Origin of the sequence: Pseudomonas auratipiscis, from assembly GCF_036324085.1 — a bacterium.
Taxonomy (GTDB): Bacteria; Pseudomonadota; Gammaproteobacteria; order Pseudomonadales; family Pseudomonadaceae; genus Aquipseudomonas; species Aquipseudomonas auratipiscis.
This window is the reverse complement of the sequence record NZ_JAZDCU010000002.1, coordinates 400,056-418,045: the sequence shown is the minus strand read 5'-3', so window position 1 is coordinate 418,045 and position 17,990 is coordinate 400,056. Positions and strand designations below refer to the sequence as shown.

Genomic DNA, 17,990 nt, shown 5'->3' with positions numbered 1-17,990 from the left:
TTGAAGCTGCTGATTCTCGATCGGGACGGAGTAATCAACCAGGACTCCGACGCCTACATCAAGTCGCTGGACGAGTGGATACCGATCCCGGGTTCGATCGAGGCCATCGCGCAGTTGAGCAAGGCCGGCTGGACGGTGGCAGTTGCCACCAACCAGTCCGGCATCGCTCGCGGTTACTACGACCTGGCAACCCTGGAGGCCATGCATGCGCGCCTGCGCATGCTAGTGGCGGAGCAGGGGGGCGAGGTTGGCCTCATCGTCTATTGCCCTCACGGCCCGGATGAAGGCTGCGATTGCCGCAAACCACAGCCGGGCATGCTGCAAACCATCGCCGCGCATTACCAGGTTGATCTGGCTGGCGTATGGTTTGTTGGTGACAGTAAGGGTGACCTGGAAGCCGCATTGACCGTCGATGCTCAACCGATTCTGGTAAAAACCGGAAAAGGTGAGAAGACCCTGAGCAAGGGAATTCCGCAAGGAACATTGATTTTCGATGATCTGGCAGCCATCTCCAGAGAACTTATCCACAAATAGTACGCCTACAACCCAGGCGCACTTTTACTAGGCGGGCAAGCCCGCAACGGTACATGCCGCTATGTCGATCCTGCAGGCGATCAGAATTTTTCTTTTTTACCTGCTGCTGGGTACCAGCTCGTTGCTGTGGTGCACCCTGAGCTTTTTTATCGCGCCGTTTCTGCCATTCAGCGCTCGTTATCGCTTCATTAACGTCTACTGGTGCCGTTTCGCATTGGTATTGGTACGGGTTTTCCTGAACATCAAGGTCAAGGTCAGCGGGGCTGAAAACATCCCCAAACAACCTTGTGTGATCCTTTCCAATCACCAGAGCACCTGGGAAACCTTCTTCCTGTCTGCCTATTTTTCACCGTTGAGCCAGGTGCTCAAGCGTGAGCTGCTCTACGTGCCGTTTTTCGGCTGGGCCATGGCTATGTTGCGCCCCATCGCCATTGACCGTGACAACCCCAAGGCTGCACTGCGGCAGGTTGCCAGCGAAGGCGACAAATTGCTCAAGGACGGTGTTTGGGTACTGATTTTCCCGGAAGGTACCCGTGTGCCATTCGGCCAGATCGGCAAGTTCTCCCGTGGTGGTACCGCCTTGGCAGTGAACGCCGGCCTGCCTGTTCTGCCTATCGCTCACAATGCTGGCAAGTTCTGGCCAAAGCAGGGATGGAACAAGCGCGCCGGTACTATCGAGGTAGTGATTGGGGCCCCTATGTACGCTGAGGGTACCGGTCCCCGTGCCATTGCCGAGCTGAACGACCGGGCGGCGGCCTGGAACGAACAGACTCAACGGGCAATGGGATCATTGCCTACAGCGGCGCCTGATGCGGCCCAGAGCATTGCCTGACGATCTGTGGATAACTTGTGTACAGTATTTGGATCTTTCGCTAAAAACATTGCTAAGTCATTAATTTAATTACTTATTTGCGTGTATGACTGTTTTTTGAAAATCGTGCATAAGTTTTTCCTTGGCATAAAAAAACCGGCGCTTAGCCGGTTTTTTATGCCCGTGGAACGTCAGACCTTATCGATGTCCACATCTCGGGTTTCTTTCAGGCAGAACAACCCGACCACCAGGCTGATACCCGTGATCAGTACCGGGTACCACAGGCCGTAGAAGATATCTCCGGTATACACCACCAACGCAAACGATACGGTAGGCAGGAAGCCGCCGAACCAACCATTGCCGATGTGATAGGGCAGGGACATCGAGGTGTAGCGGATGCGCGTCGGGAACAGTTCGACCATCACCGCTGCCAAAGGACCATAGGTCATAGTGGCAATCAGAATCATCGCTACGATAAGCGCCACTACCATCGTTTCGTTCACGTTCGCTGGGTCTGCCTTGGCCGGATAACCCGCCTTGTCGATCGCAGCTCGCAACGCCACTTCATCGAAGCCATCGATGCGCTGGTCACCCACGGTAACAACCACTTCGCTACCGGCAGCGACAGATTCCGAACTGTACGGCAGGCCTTGTTTGACCAGGAATGTCTTCACCTTGTCGCACGGGCTATCGAAGCGCGCCTTGCCTACCGGGTCGAATTGGAAGGTGCAGCTTTGCGGATCGGCCATGACCACAATAGGTGCCTGGCGGCTGGCCATATCAATCTGCGGGTTGGCGTAGTGACTCAGGGCTTTGAACAGTGGGAAGTACAGCACAGTCGCCAAAAGCAGGCCGAGCATCAGGATAGGCTTACGCCCGATGCGGTCCGATAGCCAGCCGAAAAATACAAAGAACGGTGCGCCGATGACCACACTGATGATCAGCAATGTATTGGCCTGCGCCGGGTCCATCTTCAACATCTGGGTAAGGAAGAACAGGACATAGAACTGTGCGGTGTAGAAGGTCACCGCTTGCCCGGCGTTGATACTGAACAATGCAGTGAGAACGACCTTGAGGTTTGCCCAGGAACCAAAGGACTCACGAATCGGTGCCTTGCTGGTTTTGCCTTGTGCCTTCATTTTCACGAAAGCCGGCGACTCATGCATGCTCATGCGGATCCAGGTTGAGATCGCCAACAACACGATCGACAACAGAAACGGCAGGCGCCATCCCCAAACTTCAAACTGGTCGCCGCTGATATATCGACTACCCAACACAACCAGCAGCGACAACAACAAACCAAGTGTCGCTGTGGACTGGATGAAGCCGGTATGGAAACCACGCTTTCCGGGTGGCGCATGCTCGGCTACATAAGTCGCCGCACCGCCATACTCACCGCCCAGGGCCAGGCCTTGAAGCATCCGCAGAATCACCAGAATGATCGGTGCGGCGATACCAATGCTGGCGTACGTCGGTAACAGGCCTACTGCAAAAGTGGACAGTCCCATCAGTACGATGGTTACCAGAAAGGTGTACTTGCGCCCAATCATGTCACCCAGGCGACCGAACACCAGCGCCCCGAATGGTCGGACCAAAAAGCCCGCAGCAAAGGCCATCAAAGCGAAGATAAAGGCAGTGGTATCGTTCACCCCGGCGAAGAACTGCTTGCTGATGACCGCGGCCAGTGCCCCATAGAGAAAAAAGTCATACCACTCAAAAACCGTCCCGAGGGATGACGCGAAAATGATCTTGCGCTCTTCACGGCGACTATTGCTGACCGTTGCGGCGCCCTGCTCCTGAATGTAATCCGACATCGTTGCTGTCCTCGGCCTCAAGGCCCCAGTGATTATTCTTGTTGTTCCACTGTCGACGCAGGCAGACCGCGGCCCGCGTCGTTATTGCTACGCACCCTTGTGTCAGGGCGTCGGTATTGCGTTTTCTTCGTCGATCCGCGTTGTGGATAACTTCCCCCGTGTAATCAATTGCGCCGCTTTTTCAGCGATCATCAAGGTGGGCGAACAGGTATTGCCGGACACAATCTGCGGCATGATCGAGGCGTCAGCGATACGCAGCCCCGGTACGCCGTGCACGCGTAATTGCTCGTCGACCACATCCAATGCACCGTTACCCATCCGGCAGGTACCCACCGGATGAAAAATGGTGGTGCCAATTCGTCCGGCAGCTTCATGCAGTTGCTCTTCGCTGTGCAAATCGGCCCCAGGTAAGTACTCACGAGGATTGAACGCAGCCAGGGCAGGGGCCTGGACGATCTTGCGAGTGATGCGTATGGCCTGGGCGGCAACCCGCAGATCCTCAGGGTCACTCAGGTAATTAGGATCGATCAGCGGCGCATCGTCCGGGTTGGCCGAGCGGATATCGATACGTCCACGGCTGGACGGGCGTAGATTGCAGACCGAAGCCGTGAACGCTGGAAACTGATGCAACGGCTCGCCAAAGCGCTCAAGTGACAGCGGTTGAACATGGTATTGAAGGTTGGCGGAGGCTTGTTCCGGCCCAGAGCGTACAAATGCTCCCAACTGGCTCGGTGCCATGGCTAGCGGTCCGCTGCGGTCGTACAGGTAGCGCACGCCCATACCCAGCTTGCCCCAGGCACTATTAGCGACCTGGTTGAGCGTGCGTGCGCCATCGACCTGATAGATCAGGCGCAGTTGCAGGTGGTCCTGCAGGTTGCCACCCACGCCCGACAATTCATGACGAACAGTTATCCCCAGGCTCTCAAGCAAAGCCCGCGGGCCGATGCCTGAACGTTGCAGAATGCCGGGAGAACCCACTGACCCTGCACACAGGATGATCTCGCGACGGGCATTGAAGTGCTGCCACTCGCCGCGCCAGCGCGCTTTTACCGCAGAGGCGCGACCTGCGTCGAGAACCACCTGATCGACCAATACGTCAGTCAATACAGTCAGATTGGGGCGAGCCAGTACGGGACGTAAAAAGGCCTTGGCGGAGTTCCAGCGCACACCGGAACGTTGGTTAACCTGAAAGTATCCACAACCCTGGTTATCGCCACCGTTGAAGTCGGCCACGCTCTCAATGCCACTCTGCGCCGCCGCCTCACGAAAGGCATCCAGAATCGGCCAGGAATAACGCTGCTGCTCGACGCGCCACTCGCCTTCATCACCATGCACTTCACTGGCACCGGCAAAGTGCTTTTCGCTGGCCTTGAACAGCGGTAACACATCTTTCCACGCCCATCCGGCATTGCCTTGCTCAGCCCAGCGATCGTAGTCACTCGCCTGCCCACGCATGTAGATCATGCCGTTGATCGAGGAACAGCCGCCCAGCACCTTGCCCCTGGGATAGCCCAAGGCCCGACCTTGCAAGCCTGGCTGGGCTTCGGTCTTGAAGCACCAATCGGTACGGGGGTTACCAATGCAATACAGATAGCCCACTGGAATGTGGATCCAGGGATAGTTGTCTTTGCCTCCCGCCTCAAGCAACAAAACACGGCAGGTCGGATCAGCAGACAAACGATTGGCCAGAAGACATCCAGCAGGACCAGCACCGACCACAACATAGTCGTAGAGAAAATCGGCAGATGGCATGGGCAACCTCGCGCCTGATTATTATTCTTGTCTCAACCCATGTTATTGATTAATTTCGAGATGAAAACGTTAGATTTCACTCAAGTGCTGTGCGTTTTAACACAACGTTCGTGAACACATGATTCACAAGGAAAAGCATGTTCGACTGGAATGATCTGCGGTTTTTTCTCGAGTTGCAGCGCAGCGGGCGTCTGCTGACAGCAGCCAAGCGCCTGAATACCACCCACAGTACGGTCGCGCGGCATATCGACAACATCGAACAGAGCCTCGGCACCGCGCTGTTCGTCCAACACGCCCAGGGCTACGAACTGACTCCCTCCGGGCAAGCCCTGCTCAAGCATGCCGAAGCCATGGAAAACGTTGCACTACTGGCACAGGAAGAAATTACTCAGGCCATCACCCCTCTGGGGAAAATCCGTCTGGGCGTTACCGAAGGCATCGGTATCATGTTCTTCACCCCGCGAATGGGTAGCCTGTTCGAACGCTATCCCGGGCTGGAGGTTGAACTGGTTGCGGTGCCACGATTTGTCAGCATCCTTAACCGAGAAGCTGAAATCAGCATCCATTTGGAACGACCCAACGCTGACCTGCTGATCACCCGCAAACTCACCGACTATCGCCTGGCGCTCTATGCCAGCCGTGAATACCTGGCCCAGGCGCCCACCTTGCATCACCGCGAGGACCTGGCCAAACACAGCTGGATTGGTTACGTCGACGACCTGCTGTTCAGCCAGGAACTGCTGTTTCTAAACAGTTTCTGCCGAGCACCGAACGTGGTGTTTCGCAGCACCAGCGTGATCGCTCAGCAGCAGGCTGCCCGTGCGGGGTTGGGCATTGCCGTGCTACCCAACTATATGGCCCAGCAAGACCCTTCACTGGTACGCGTGTTGCCCAGCGAAACCATCCAACGCAGCTATTGGATCTGTACCCGCCGCGAGTTGCACAAGTCCGTTCGCTTGCGCGTAGTGTGGGATTTCCTCCTGGCGTTATGTGCACAGGAGCAGGACACCTTGCTGGCGGAGTAGGAGGCCTAGCCCCCCAACGTTTTGATTGTAAGAAGCAACGCCGCGCAGATCCCGACACCCGCAAACAGCTGCTGCAACCGTGGTCCCGCCAGACGACTGGCGAACTGGCGGGCAACCAGCAGCCCTGCGATTGCGCCTGCGGCAAAAGGTGCGCCGACGCTCCAATGCATTACACCAGCCACACTGGCACTAATCACGCTTCCGGTAGACACCAGAGCAATCACGGCCAGCGAGGTAGCAACGATGCTTTTCATATCCAGGTTGGTGTAGCGACTCAGTGCAGGGATGATTACAAAACCACCACCGACCCCAAGCAAACCGGACAGCAGGCCAGACAACGCGCCAGTGACTGCCAATGCCCGAGCACATGGCAGGGTCCAGCGCAGTCGCCCTTGCAAGGGGTTGAGCACACACGGCATGACCGTACGCTTGCCCAATGGCGGCTCACCACGCAATTCACGACGAGCCTTGAGCATCATGCGCCCGCAGGCGTAAATCAGCACTGCAGCAAAGGCCAGGGACAGCGGTGCATTGGGAAGCTGATGCGCCAGCATCAAGCCCAACGGTGCAGCGGCGACTCCGATAGCCGCCACAAACGCTGCCGCCCGGTAGCGCACCACGCCTTGGCGTAGTCCCAATGCGGCGCCCACAGCCGCAGCCATGCCGACGGCGAGCAATCCAACTGGCGCAGCCTCCACCATCGTCAGCCCCAGGCCAAAAACCAGCAGAGGTACGGCCAGAATTCCGCCTCCTGCACCGGTCAATGCCAACACAGTGCCAATGATCGCTCCCAATCCAACCGCTAGGAATTGTTGGTCGATCACTGCCTGGCCTCTAGCGGTGCCGCATGGGGTTTGGCCAGCCACTCACGACCTTTGAGCATGCAGCGCCAGTACAGCGGTGGCAGAATCTGCGCCTTGAGCAACCAGGCCAGACGGGTAGGGCGACGACCATCAAGCAGCCAGCGCGGGAAGCTCGGCGACAGTTTGCCCCCATAGGTGAACTCCGCCAGCACGATCTTGCCACGCTCAACCGTGAGCGGGCAGGAACCATAGCCATCGTAGTGAGCCAGCCTCGACAGTCGGCCAAGGGCAACCAATACGTTGTTGGCGACTACCGGGGCCTGTTTTCGCGCAGCGGCTGCGGTCTTGGCGTTAGTGGTATTGATCCCATCCCCCAGGGCGTGAATGTTGGAGAACTTGCGGTGACACAGCGTTGCCGGATCGACGTCAATCCAGCCTGCAGTGTCGGCCAAGGGGCTGTTGCGAATGAAGTCGACAGGTACTTGCGGCGGCACGACATGCAACATGTCGAACGGCTGGGTCAGGGTTTCACTGCTTCCATCAGGCAAGGTGCGTTCAAAGGTAGCTTGCCGAGCTGGGCCATCGACAGCAACCAAACGATGGGAGTATTGGAGGTCCACACCGTACTTGTCGATGTACTCCATCAGGGCAGGCACATAGTCGGCAACGCCAAAAAGCACGGCGCCTGCGTTGAAGAACTTCGCCTGAACATCACCAAGACAGCCTTTGCGCAGCCAGTGGTCACACGACAGATACAAGGCTTTCTGTGGCGCGCCAGCGCATTTGATCGGCATCGGTGGCTGGCTGAATATCGCTCGACCTTTGCGCAAGTTTTGCACCAGCTGCCAAGTGTAAGGAGCCAGATCATAGCGGTAGTTCGAGGTCACCCCATTGCGGCCCAGGGTCTGCACCAGGCCATCAATGGCATCCCAATCGAGCTTCAAGCCGGGGCAGACCACCAACTGTTCGTAGCTCAGCAAGCGCCCGTCATTCAAGATTACGGTTTGAGCAAGCGGATCAAAACGCTCTACCCGCGCCTTGATCCAGTGAACACCGGACGGAATGGTCGACTCCATGCTCCTGGCAGTGCTCGGCGCGTTGAAGACACCAGCGCCGACCATGGTCCAACCGGGCTGATAATAGTGGGTGTCGCTAGGGTCAACGAGGGCAATGTCCAACGAGGGATCGCGGCACATCAAGCTTGAGGCAACAGCTACGCCGGCGGCCCCTGCACCAACAATCAGGACCTTGTGATGATCGCCTTTAGGCGATGTGGTTTGAGCAGGCATGGCAAGGTGTTCCTTTAATAATAATTCTGGGTACTGCTCAGAGTGCGTTGAGCGGAATTTTCAAATAACGCACTCCGTTTTCTTCCGGTTCAGGCAGTTGGCCACTGCGCATGTTGATCTGTACCGAAGGCAGGATCAGCACTGGCATGTCGAGCGTGGCATCGCGGGCTTCGCGCATGGAGACGAAGCTGTCCTCGCTGATGCCTTCTTTCACATGGATGTTGCTGGCACGTTGCTCGGCCACGGTGGTCATGTAACGAAGCTCACGCCCTCCCGGCAGGTAGTCATGGCACATGAACAACCGCGTATCGGCGGGGAGGGCAAGAATGCGCTGGATCGAGCGATACAACGTACGAGCGCTTGCCCCAGGGAAGTCACAGCGGGCTGTGCCGTAATCCGGCATGAATAGGGTGTCACCCACAAAGGCGACAGCTTGCCCCCCAATCTCGACCACGTAGGTCATGCAGGCCGGCGTATGCCCTGGGGTGTGCAAGGCGCGAGCTTGCAGGTTACCAATTGCAAAGTGCTGCTCGTCATCGAACAGCACATCGAATTGGCTGCCATCGCGAGCGAAGCGGCTGTCAGCATTGAACAAGGTGCCAAAGACTTTTTGCACTTGAGTAATCTGGCTGCCGATTGCAATTTGCCCCCCCAAGGCCGCCTTGAGATACGCCGCGGCAGACAGATGATCGGCATGCACATGGGTTTCGAGAATCCACTGGACCGTAGCGCCCAGCTCTTTCACCCGAGCAACCAACTTGTCTGCTGAACAACTGCTGGTACGTCCGGATTTGGGATCGTAGTCCAGCACGCTGTCGACCAACGCACATTGGCTACTGTCACGGTCCATCACCAGATAGCTGATGGTCGAGGTGGCACTGTCGAACAGGGCCTCCACATACAAATTGCCGCCGATGATCATTACCACTCTCCAGATAATTCGTGTGCCTGGGCGTCGAGCCAAGTGCGCATGGCGAAGCTGCCATCAAGATACATGCCACCGTTAACAGGCCAATTTTTCGAGGCCAAACGCCGCTTTTATTGAATGACATAGACTTCGGCCCCTACCCACTGCCGAAGTTTCTGCCAATTGCTGGCAGTCAATGGCAGTTTTTGGCAGTCGGGCTCGCCTTTCAGTTAAGCTGCTCACGTGCTTTTCCTGGTGCCTTATGTCTTATTCCTCGCGAAAATTCCCCGCCCCCGCAGTTCAAGCGCTGGTGTCGTACCTTGAACACGACCCCCAACCGACAATCGTTCTGGATACCGATTACAACATTCTCGCCGCCAATGCTGCCTACCAACGCCAGTTCGGGGTTGAAGGCCAATCTCCCGTCGGCGGTAAATGCCATCGGATTTCCCATCACTACGCTGTGCCATGCGACCAAGCCGGTGAACTCTGTCCAATGCGCAAGGCATGGAGCAGTCGAGCCCCTGAGCGCGTGCTGCACGTTCACCACACCCCGCGCGGCCCCGAGCATGTTGACGTAGAGTTGCGCCCGATCCTTGACCAACAAGGTGAAGTGATTGCCTTTGTCGAACGACTTACCAGCATCGCAGTAGCCTCTGCACAACCTCAGCAACAAGGGTTGGTTGGGCGCGCGCCAGCCTTCACAGACGCATTGGCAAGTCTGCAGCGGGCAGCACCAGCGCAGATACCGGTGCTGCTCCAGGGGGAATCTGGAACAGGCAAGGAGCTCTTCGCACGAGCCTTGCATTTGGGCAGTGCGCGTAACGCCGGTCCACTGGTTGTTGTCGACTGCACCGGCCTGACCGAGTCACTGTTCGAAAGCGAGCTGTTCGGTTACGAGAAGGGCGCTTTCACAGGCGCCCTGCAACGCAAGATCGGACTCGCTGAAGCCGCTCACGGCGGAACTCTGTTCCTGGATGAAATCGGCGAAGTACCGCTGGCCATGCAAGTAAAGCTTTTACGCCTGATCGAGTCAGGCAGCTTTCGTCCGGTTGGAAGCTTGCGAACAGTCCATTCGGATTTCAGGCTTGTTTCAGCCACCCATAAGCCGCTCAAGGAAATGGTCGCTGCAGGGACCTTTCGAGAAGACCTGTATTACCGAATCAGTGGCTTTCCCATTCGTCTGCCTTCACTTCGTGAGCGCGCAGAAGACCTGCCCTTACTGATCGAAAGCCTGCTGCAACGGATGGCGGGAAAATCCGCACCTCATGTCGATAGCGAAACACTGAAGCTACTCAGGCTGCACAGCTTTCCAGGAAACATTCGTGAGCTGCGCAACATTCTCGAGCGAGCAAGGCTATTCGCCGACGACGGCGTTATCCGTGCCGAACATTTACCGAGTGACTTGCGCAGCGCCCTGGACAGGACTCCAATCCCTTTGCGGCGCCGTGACAAACAAGGTTTTGCGCAACTGGCGCAGGCACTGGAAAACTTTTCAGGTTCTCGCAGTGAACTCGCCAGGCATCTGGGATTGAGTGAAAGAACCCTTTACCGACGCTTGCGTGAACTGGGTTTGTAAATATCCGCCGTGCTTAAAGCTCGATAGGTTCCACGTGGAACATCCGATGTTGAGAACGGGCTCACAGGAAGCAGTCCGTTGCATGCGATTGTGCTCATTCGACAGCGCTTTTTTCTTCTACGCTGATACTGCTCACCCGCTGCGGAGAGCTGTCCAAGCGTCGATTGTCGGTCGGAAACCAGTAGGGCCAACCGCCTGACGTTCCGCTCTGTCTTTTCTGCCACAGGAGCATCGTCATGTCTGCCTGTCTTCACCGGGCGATTTTGCTAACCATCGCCATGCTTGCGCTCTCAGGCTGTTCCGATAAGGATGCACCACCCAAGGCAACGACCGCGTCATCCGCATCGACTGTTGCGGCCGCACCAGAATCTGCACCCCCTCCAGCCGCTCCAACGGCCCCAAGCGAAGCGGTGTTCAGCACCGAGCAACTTGATCAAATGCTTGCCCCGCTGGCGTTGTATCCGGACGCGTTACTGGCTCAGGTACTGATGGCTACCACCTATCCAGGCAATGTCGCTGACGCCGTTGTTTGGTCCAAGGCGCATCCCAAGGTCAGCGGTGATGCCGCCGTCCAACAGGTCGCCGACCAACCGTGGGATCCCAGCGTGCAATCGTTGGTGGCTTTTCCACAGGTACTGGCTACCCTCGGGCAGGACCCAGTCTGGGTGCAGCGCGTCGGCGATGCCTTTCTTGCCCAGCCCGACGCGGTCATGAACTCGGTGCAGCGCCTGCGTGCCAAAGCCAAGGCAGCAGGCCATCTGGAGTCCAACGAACAGCAGACTGTCACAGTACAACCGGCAAGTGCCGCGGCAGGCGGCACAACCACAGTGGTGCAAGGTAGCGCACCGGCACAAACCATTGTCATCCAACCAACCAACCCGCAGGTTGTCTACGTGCCCAGTTACAACCCTTCTGTGGTGTACGGCAATTGGTCATCCCCGTCCTATCCACCAGCGTATTATCCACCGCCACCGGAGTATCCCATCGCTACGGCGTTGGCCACAGGCCTGGCTTTCGGTGCCGGCATAGCGATCGTCAATTCCCTGTGGGGTGATTGCGACTGGGACGATCATGACGTCGATATCAATGTAAATCGCTACAACAACATCAACAACGTCAACCGAAGGCTCGATGCCAACCAGAACAACTGGCGTCACAATCCTGCGTACCGCGACGGCGTTCCGTACCGCGACCAAGCCAGCAGGGCCCAGTTCGACCGACGTTTACCGGGCAGCGAACAGCGCACGGTCTACCGCGGTGACACGCCGGCCCGTGTCGAAGACCGCGCGCGAGCCCGGGAAAGCCTCGCGCAGCATGGCATAGAAGCACCGGCAACCAGCAACCTTGAAGCCCGTCAAAGGGTGCAGAGTGCCGACCGCGAGCGCGCCCAACAAAGCCTTGAAAAACAAGGTATCAGCCAGACCGGTAGCGCACGCGAACGCGCCCAGGTTGCCGACCGCCAACTGAAAAGTGATGCTCAAACCCGCCAGCGTGCTCAGGCGCCTCTACAGAATCGCCAGCATCAACAGCCTGCGCGCAACCAACAGGTACGCCAACAAGTGCGCCAGCAGCATGCGAGCACGCAGGCGCCACGCAACAATGCCTTGGCCGGTGTGCGCAACCCTTCGCAGTCACGCATAGCCAGCAATCGTGGCCAGGTCAGCCAACGAAGCGCCAGCCGACCCTCCGTAGCGTCTGCGGGCCACCAGGTGCAACGACCCGTACGGATGCAATCCAGCGGTGGCGGCCGTCGCCGTTGAGAGGAGAGTCAGTCATGAATACTACAAGTCGATTTGCGCTTGTTATGCTCCTGCTGTGGGCGTCCAGCAGTTACGCTCAAAAACATTTCCCAGATGCGCAGGCTGCAGGTGAAGCGTTGGTACAGGCGCTGGGTGGTGAAAAAGCCGATAGTAAACAGTTGGCAAACCTGCTCGGCAACGACTGGCAAAGTTACATCCCAACCAAGAACGTTGACCGAAAAGATGTCGACGCCTTCCTCTCTCTCTACAAGCAAAAGCATCAAATTCAGGCTGACAGCCCGGACAGAGCGCATTTGGTTGTCGGTGACGCGTCCTGGGTATTTCCCATTCCCGTAAGACACAGTGCTAATGGTTGGTCATTCGATACCAAAGCCGGCGCCAAGGAGATCCGCTTACGCCGTATCGGACGAAACGAACTTGCAACCATTGAAGCGGTGCGTGCCTACCACGATGCTCAGATGGATTACGCCGAAGTTGATCGCAATAACGATGGGGTCCTCGAGTACGCACAAAAATTCATCAGTAGCGACGGTCAGTTCGACGGTCTGTACTGGCCAGAGGAGGAGGGCATCGAGGAAAGTCCGCTCGGACCGCTCTTTGGTGATGCCGCCGTTGGCGATGACTGGCACGGCTATCACTATCGTATCCTCACTGCCCAGGGACCTTCGGCGCCGGGCGGCGCCTATAACTACAAGATCGGTGATCACATGACCCGTGGCTTTGCCGTAATTGCCTGGCCGACGACCTACGATGACACTGGCGTGATGAGCTTCATGATCAGCCACGACGGCGAACTGTTCGAGAAAGACCTCGGCCAGGACAGCACAAAACACGCTGCTGCGATCACACGTTTCGATCCCGACAGCAGTTGGAGCGAAGTAAAGGACGCGGAGAACACGCGCTGAAGAAACTAGCTCGACATATGAAATCTGCACAAAAAAAAGCCCGCGTTAGCGGGCTTGATAATGACCGACCAGCCTTGTTTCAGATTCTGGTCGGCCATTCATTCTTGATACGTTACTGCTTTACGTGAACCTTCGTCGGATCAGAAATCCAGGTTAGACACCGCCAATGCGTTGCTTTCAATGAACTCGCGACGCGGCTCAACGGCATCCCCCATCAGCGTGTTGAAGATCTGATCGGCAGCGATCGCATCTTCAATAGTCACCTTGAGCATCCGACGCACAGTTGGGTCCATCGTGGTTTCCCAGAGTTGATCAGGGTTCATCTCACCCAGACCTTTGTATCGCTGAATGGTGTGACGCTTGGTGCTTTCGGTCATCAGCCAGTCGAGCGCTTCCTTGAACTCAGTGATCGCCTTCTTGCGTTCACCTCGCTGCACATAGGCACCCTCGCCGAGCAGGGTGCTCAGTTGCGCGCCCAGGGCAGTAACGGTGCGATAGTCGTTACTACCGAAGAAGTCACGGTTGAAAGTAACGTAGCTGGCGAGACCGTGGGAGGTGATTTCCACTTCCGGCAACCAGACATTGCGCTCTTTGTCTTCACGCAGGCTGGCCTTGTACAGCAGGCCCGACTTCTCGCTGATACGCAGACGCTCTTCAAACTTGCCCAACCATTCCTGCATTGCAGCATGGTCACCCAGTTGCTCCAGGGTTACGGCCGGCAAGTAAACGAAGTGCTCGGTCAGTTCCTGAGGGTACAGGCGCGACAAACGCTTGAGGGTCTTCATCACCGTACGGAATTCGTTTACCAGACGCTCCAGCTCAACGCCGGAAACAGGAGGTGCCGATTCGTCCAGGTGCAAGCTGGCATCTTCCAGAGCCGATTGGGTCATGTATTCTTCCATGGCCTCGTCGTCTTTGATGTACTGCTCTTGCTTGCCCTTCTTGACCTTGTACAGTGGTGGCTGAGCAATGTAGATGTAACCACGCTCGACCAGTTCAGGCAGCTGACGGAAGAAGAAGGTCAGCAGCAGCGTACGAATGTGCGAACCGTCGACGTCAGCATCGGTCATGATAATGATGTTGTGATAGCGCAACTTGTCGATGTTGTACTCTTCGCGGCCGATACCACAGCCCAACGCCGTGATCAGTGTGCCCACTTCCTGGGACGAGATCATCTTGTCGAAACGCGCTTTCTCGACGTTCAGGATCTTACCTTTAAGCGGCAGGATAGCCTGCGTCTTGCGGTTGCGGCCTTGCTTGGCCGAACCACCTGCGGAGTCACCCTCCACCAGGTACAGTTCGGAAAGGGCAGGGTCCTTCTCTTGGCAGTCAGCCAGTTTGCCTGGCAGACCCGCGATGTCCAGCGCGCCTTTACGGCGAGTCATTTCTCTCGCCTTGCGCGCCGCTTCTCGAGCACGTGCAGCATCAATCATCTTGCCGACGACGGCTTTGGCTTCATTCGGGTTTTCCAGCAGGAAGTCAGAGAAGTATTTACCCATCTCTTGTTCAACGGCTGTTTTGACTTCCGAAGAAACCAGCTTGTCTTTGGTCTGCGAGCTGAACTTGGGATCCGGTACCTTCACCGAGATGATCGCGGTCAAACCTTCTCGGGCATCATCGCCGGTGGTCGAAACCTTGTTCTTCTTCGCCAGGCCTTCTTGCTCGATGTAGTTGTTCAGGTTACGCGTCAACGCCGAGCGGAAGCCGACCAAGTGAGTACCGCCATCACGCTGCGGAATGTTGTTGGTGAAGCACAACAGGTTCTCGTTGAAGCTATCGTTCCATTGCAGGGCAATTTCAACACCCACACCGTCTTCGCGTTGTACGCTGAAGTGGAACACCTGGTTGACCGGAGTCTTGTTGGTGTTGAGGAACTCGACGAAGGCACGCAGACCACCTTCGTACTTGAAGTATTCTTCTTTGCCCGAACGCTCGTCCTTCAGCAGGATACCAACGCCAGAGTTGAGAAAGGACAATTCACGAATCCGCTTGGCCAAGATATCCCAGCTGAAGTGGATGTTCTTGAACGTCTCGCTCGAAGGTTTGAAGTGAATCTGGGTGCCGGTAGTTTCACTGTCGCCGACAATAGCCATAGGCGCCTGTGGAACGCCGTGAACATAGGTCTGTTCCCAGATCTTTCCGCTACGACGAACTGTCAGAAGTAACTGTTCAGACAGGGCGTTAACAACAGAAACACCTACACCGTGCAGACCGCCGGATACTTTGTAGGAGTTATCGTCAAACTTACCGCCTGCGTGCAAGACGGTCATGATGACCTCGGCGGCGGATACGCCTTCCTCTTTGTGCACGTCCACTGGAATGCCGCGACCGTTATCGCGAACACTGACAGATTCGTCCGGGTGGATAGTTACGGTGATGTCATCGCAGTGACCGGCGAGTGCTTCGTCGATCGAGTTATCGAGCACCTCGAACACCATGTGGTGCAGACCGCTACCATCATCGGTGTCGCCAATGTACATACCGGGACGCTTGCGCACGGCATCTAGCCCTTTCAGCACTTTAATGCTGGAGGAGTCGTACGTTTGATTTTCGCTCATGCCTTCACTCCCGATGGTCGTGGGTCTGGGTGATACGGCCCTGTTCCACGTGGAACAAAGCAACTGGCGTTTCCGTCTGCCAGCCTTCCCTCAATAATTCATGATCTACACAGGTGATAAACACCTGGCAGCGTAAGTCTTCCAACAAGCGGCAAAGTGCGTGGCGGTGTTGCTCATCCAACTCGGACGGCAAATCATCCACAAGATAAATACATTGGCCGCGTCGCGCCTGGCTAACCAGGTGCCCTTGGGCAATGCGCAGTGCACAGACCACTAGTTTCTGCTGGCCCCGAGACAATATATCGGCGGCGTTATGTGCGCCGAGTCTCAAGCGCAAATCAGCTCGTTGCGGTCCAGCCTGGGTATGGCCCATTTGCTGATCGCGTTGCAAGGACGAAGCGAGCACTTCACTAAGCTCTCGCTCTTTGTCCCAGCCACGGTAGTAACTCAGGGTCAGTCCGTCGAGTTCGACCAAATCGCTCAGGGTTTGCTCAAAGACGGGCTTCAAGGCCTTGATGTAATTTCGGCGGTATTCATCCATTTCAGCACTGGCCAGGCACAGTTCCCGGTCCCAAGCCGCTTGCGAAACAGCGTCAAGTGTACCATGCCGCAACCATGAGTTCCGCTGCCGCAAAGCCTTCTGCAGGCGTTGCCATGTGGCCATGAAGCGGGGTTCCACGTGGAACACGCCCCAATCAAGGAACTGGCGACGGATTTTTGGTGCCCCTTCCAACAAGCGAAAGCTGTCCGGGTTGATTAATTGCAGCGGCAGAATCTCTGCCAACTGCGCGGCACTTCGAGCATTTTGCCCGTCGATACGAATGGTGAACTCACCTTGCCGATCCCGCGAAATACCCAGATTGCTTGATCCACCTTCACTCAACTCGACTTGGCCGAATACCGTACAAGCCAACTGTTCGTATTGAATGACAGGCGTTAGACGCGTGCTGCGAAAGGATCGGGCCAGGCCCAACAGATGCACCGCTTCCAACACACTGGTTTTCCCACTGCCATTGGCGCCGTACAGGATATTGATGCGGGGGGAGGGAGAGAAGGTCACCGGGTGCAGATTACGCACCGCGGTGACCGAAACGCGACTGAGGGACATCTAAAGTCTGCTGGACAAATTACAGACGCATTGGCATGACAACGTAAGCGGAGTCGTCGTTATCGGCTTCCTGCAGCAGGGCGCTGCTATTGGAGTCCGAAAGAATCAGGCGAACTTGCTCAGTAGTCATGACACCCAGTACGTCTAGCAGATAGCTGACGTTGAAGCCGATTTCCAGCGAGCTACCGTTGTAGTCGACGCTGATCTCTTCTTCAGCCTCTTCCTGTTCAGGGTTGTTCGCTTGAATCTTGAGCTGACCGTTGGCCAGTTGCAGACGAATGCCTCGATATTTCTCGTTGGACAGAATGGCGGTACGGCTAAACGCCTCACGCAGCGCCTGACGGTCACCAATTACCAGCTTGTCGCCACCCTTGGGCAGCACACGTTCGTAGTCTGGGAATTTGCCATCGACCAACTTGGAGGTGAAGGTGAACTCGCCCGTGGTGGCACGAATGTGATGTTGACCCAGTACGATGCTGACCATGCCATCAGGCTCAGTCAGCAGGCGAGCCAATTCCAGGATACCTTTGCGCGGCACGATAACTTGATGACGATCGGCATGACCGATGTCAGCGCGCATGGAGCACATGGCCAAACGGTGACCATCGGTGGCTACGGCGCGCAAGGTGTCTGCAGAGACCTCCAGCAACATGCCGTTGAGGTAGTAACGCACATCCTGTTGGGCCATGGCGAAGCTGGTGCGCTCGATCAAGCGGCGCAGCCGACTCTGCTCAAGGTTGCAGGTCAGCGAACCAGGACCTTCCTCAACAGTTGGGAAGTCATTGGCTGGCAAGGTCGAGAGGGTGAATCGGCTCCGGCCAGCCTTGACGATAATCTTCTGTTCATCGAGCTTGATGTCGATCAGTGCATCGTTGGGCAAGCTTTTGCAAATATCCATCAGCTTGCGCGCAGGTACGGTGATCTCCCCTGGCTCGGCGGGCTCTTCGAGCTGCACACGGCCAACCAGTTCCACTTCCAGATCGGTACCAGTGAGTGAAAGTTGTTGTCCCTGAACAACCAGCAGTACGTTGGACAGTACTGGCAAGGTCTGGCGGCGCTCAACGACGCCTGCGACCAGTTGCAGGGGTTTCAACAGGGCTTCGCGTTGAATGGTGAAGTGCATGGTCTAGTCCCTTGCCTTAATA

14 protein-coding genes are annotated in these 17,990 nt (G+C 56.6%); 6 read left to right on the top strand and 8 right to left on the bottom strand.

Features of this window, described 5'->3' with window-relative positions:
• A complete protein-coding gene (gene gmhB / locus V0R60_RS04365; RefSeq protein ID WP_136473836.1) occupies positions 1–534 on the top strand; it encodes a D-glycero-beta-D-manno-heptose 1,7-bisphosphate 7-phosphatase in 534 nt (177 codons plus the stop codon).
• Positions 535–595: 61 nt separating this feature from the next.
• On the top strand, positions 596–1,366 hold the full coding sequence (locus tag V0R60_RS04360) for a lysophospholipid acyltransferase family protein (RefSeq protein WP_330078786.1): 771 nt from the start codon (positions 596–598) through the stop codon (positions 1,364–1,366).
• Positions 1,367–1,536: 170 nt separating this feature from the next.
• Here V0R60_RS04360 and V0R60_RS04355 read toward each other — a convergent pair whose 3' ends face one another.
• Entirely contained in the window at positions 1,537–3,159 is a 1,623-nt protein-coding gene (locus tag V0R60_RS04355) for an MFS transporter (protein WP_136473834.1), read from the bottom strand.
• A 102-nt stretch (positions 3,160–3,261) separates the two neighbouring features.
• The gene (locus tag V0R60_RS04350; protein WP_330078787.1) at positions 3,262–4,911 is read right to left on the bottom strand and encodes a GMC family oxidoreductase; all 1,650 of its coding nucleotides are present in this window, start codon (positions 4,909–4,911) and stop codon (positions 3,262–3,264) included.
• A gap of 137 nt (positions 4,912–5,048) precedes the next feature.
• Between V0R60_RS04350 and V0R60_RS04345 the strand changes: the two genes are divergently transcribed.
• Positions 5,049–5,936 (top strand): LysR family transcriptional regulator, encoded by an 888-nt coding sequence (locus V0R60_RS04345; protein ID WP_136473832.1) that lies wholly within the window; start codon positions 5,049–5,051, stop codon positions 5,934–5,936.
• Between the two features lie 5 nt (positions 5,937–5,941).
• Here V0R60_RS04345 and V0R60_RS04340 read toward each other — a convergent pair whose 3' ends face one another.
• From V0R60_RS04340 to V0R60_RS04330, 3 genes are read right to left on the bottom strand one after another with little or no spacing between them, the layout of a single operon-like run.
• Positions 5,942–6,760: a sulfite exporter TauE/SafE family protein gene (locus tag V0R60_RS04340; protein WP_330078788.1), complete on the bottom strand. Its 819-nt coding sequence runs from the start codon at positions 6,758–6,760 to the stop codon at positions 5,942–5,944.
• Positions 6,757–8,028, bottom strand: a complete 1,272-nt coding sequence (locus V0R60_RS04335) for an NAD(P)/FAD-dependent oxidoreductase (protein ID WP_136473830.1) — start codon at positions 8,026–8,028, stop codon at positions 6,757–6,759. The genes V0R60_RS04340 and V0R60_RS04335 overlap by 4 nt, the downstream gene beginning before the upstream one ends.
• A 37-nt stretch (positions 8,029–8,065) precedes the next feature.
• Entirely contained in the window at positions 8,066–8,950 is an 885-nt protein-coding gene (locus V0R60_RS04330; RefSeq protein ID WP_330078789.1) for an MBL fold metallo-hydrolase, read from the bottom strand.
• Between the two features lie 247 nt (positions 8,951–9,197).
• Here V0R60_RS04330 and V0R60_RS04325 point away from each other — a divergent pair, with 247 nt between their 5' ends.
• The 3 genes from V0R60_RS04325 to V0R60_RS04315 all read left to right on the top strand — a co-directional run bounded on the left by V0R60_RS04325 (position 9,198) and on the right by V0R60_RS04315 (position 13,179).
• Positions 9,198–10,514, top strand: a complete 1,317-nt coding sequence (locus V0R60_RS04325; protein WP_330078790.1) for a sigma-54 interaction domain-containing protein — start codon at positions 9,198–9,200, stop codon at positions 10,512–10,514.
• A gap of 236 nt (positions 10,515–10,750) precedes the next feature.
• Complete coding sequence (locus V0R60_RS04320) at positions 10,751–12,274, top strand: DUF3300 domain-containing protein (RefSeq protein ID WP_330078791.1); 1,524 nt, start codon at positions 10,751–10,753, stop codon at positions 12,272–12,274.
• 14 nt (positions 12,275–12,288) lie between these two features.
• The gene (locus V0R60_RS04315) at positions 12,289–13,179 is read left to right on the top strand and encodes a DUF2950 domain-containing protein (RefSeq protein WP_330078792.1); all 891 of its coding nucleotides are present in this window, start codon (positions 12,289–12,291) and stop codon (positions 13,177–13,179) included.
• A gap of 140 nt (positions 13,180–13,319) precedes the next feature.
• Here the strand turns inward: V0R60_RS04315 and gyrB are convergent, their stop codons facing one another.
• From gyrB to dnaN, 3 genes are read right to left on the bottom strand one after another with little or no spacing between them, the layout of a single operon-like run.
• Positions 13,320–15,737, bottom strand: a complete 2,418-nt coding sequence (gene gyrB / locus V0R60_RS04310; protein WP_136473825.1) for a DNA topoisomerase (ATP-hydrolyzing) subunit B — start codon at positions 15,735–15,737, stop codon at positions 13,320–13,322.
• Positions 15,738–15,741: 4 nt separating this feature from the next.
• Entirely contained in the window at positions 15,742–16,845 is a 1,104-nt protein-coding gene (gene recF / locus V0R60_RS04305) for a DNA replication/repair protein RecF (RefSeq protein ID WP_330078793.1), read from the bottom strand.
• 19 nt (positions 16,846–16,864) lie between these two features.
• A complete protein-coding gene (gene dnaN / locus V0R60_RS04300) occupies positions 16,865–17,968 on the bottom strand; it encodes a DNA polymerase III subunit beta (protein ID WP_136473823.1) in 1,104 nt (367 codons plus the stop codon).
• Between the last annotated feature and the right edge of the window lie 22 nt (positions 17,969–17,990).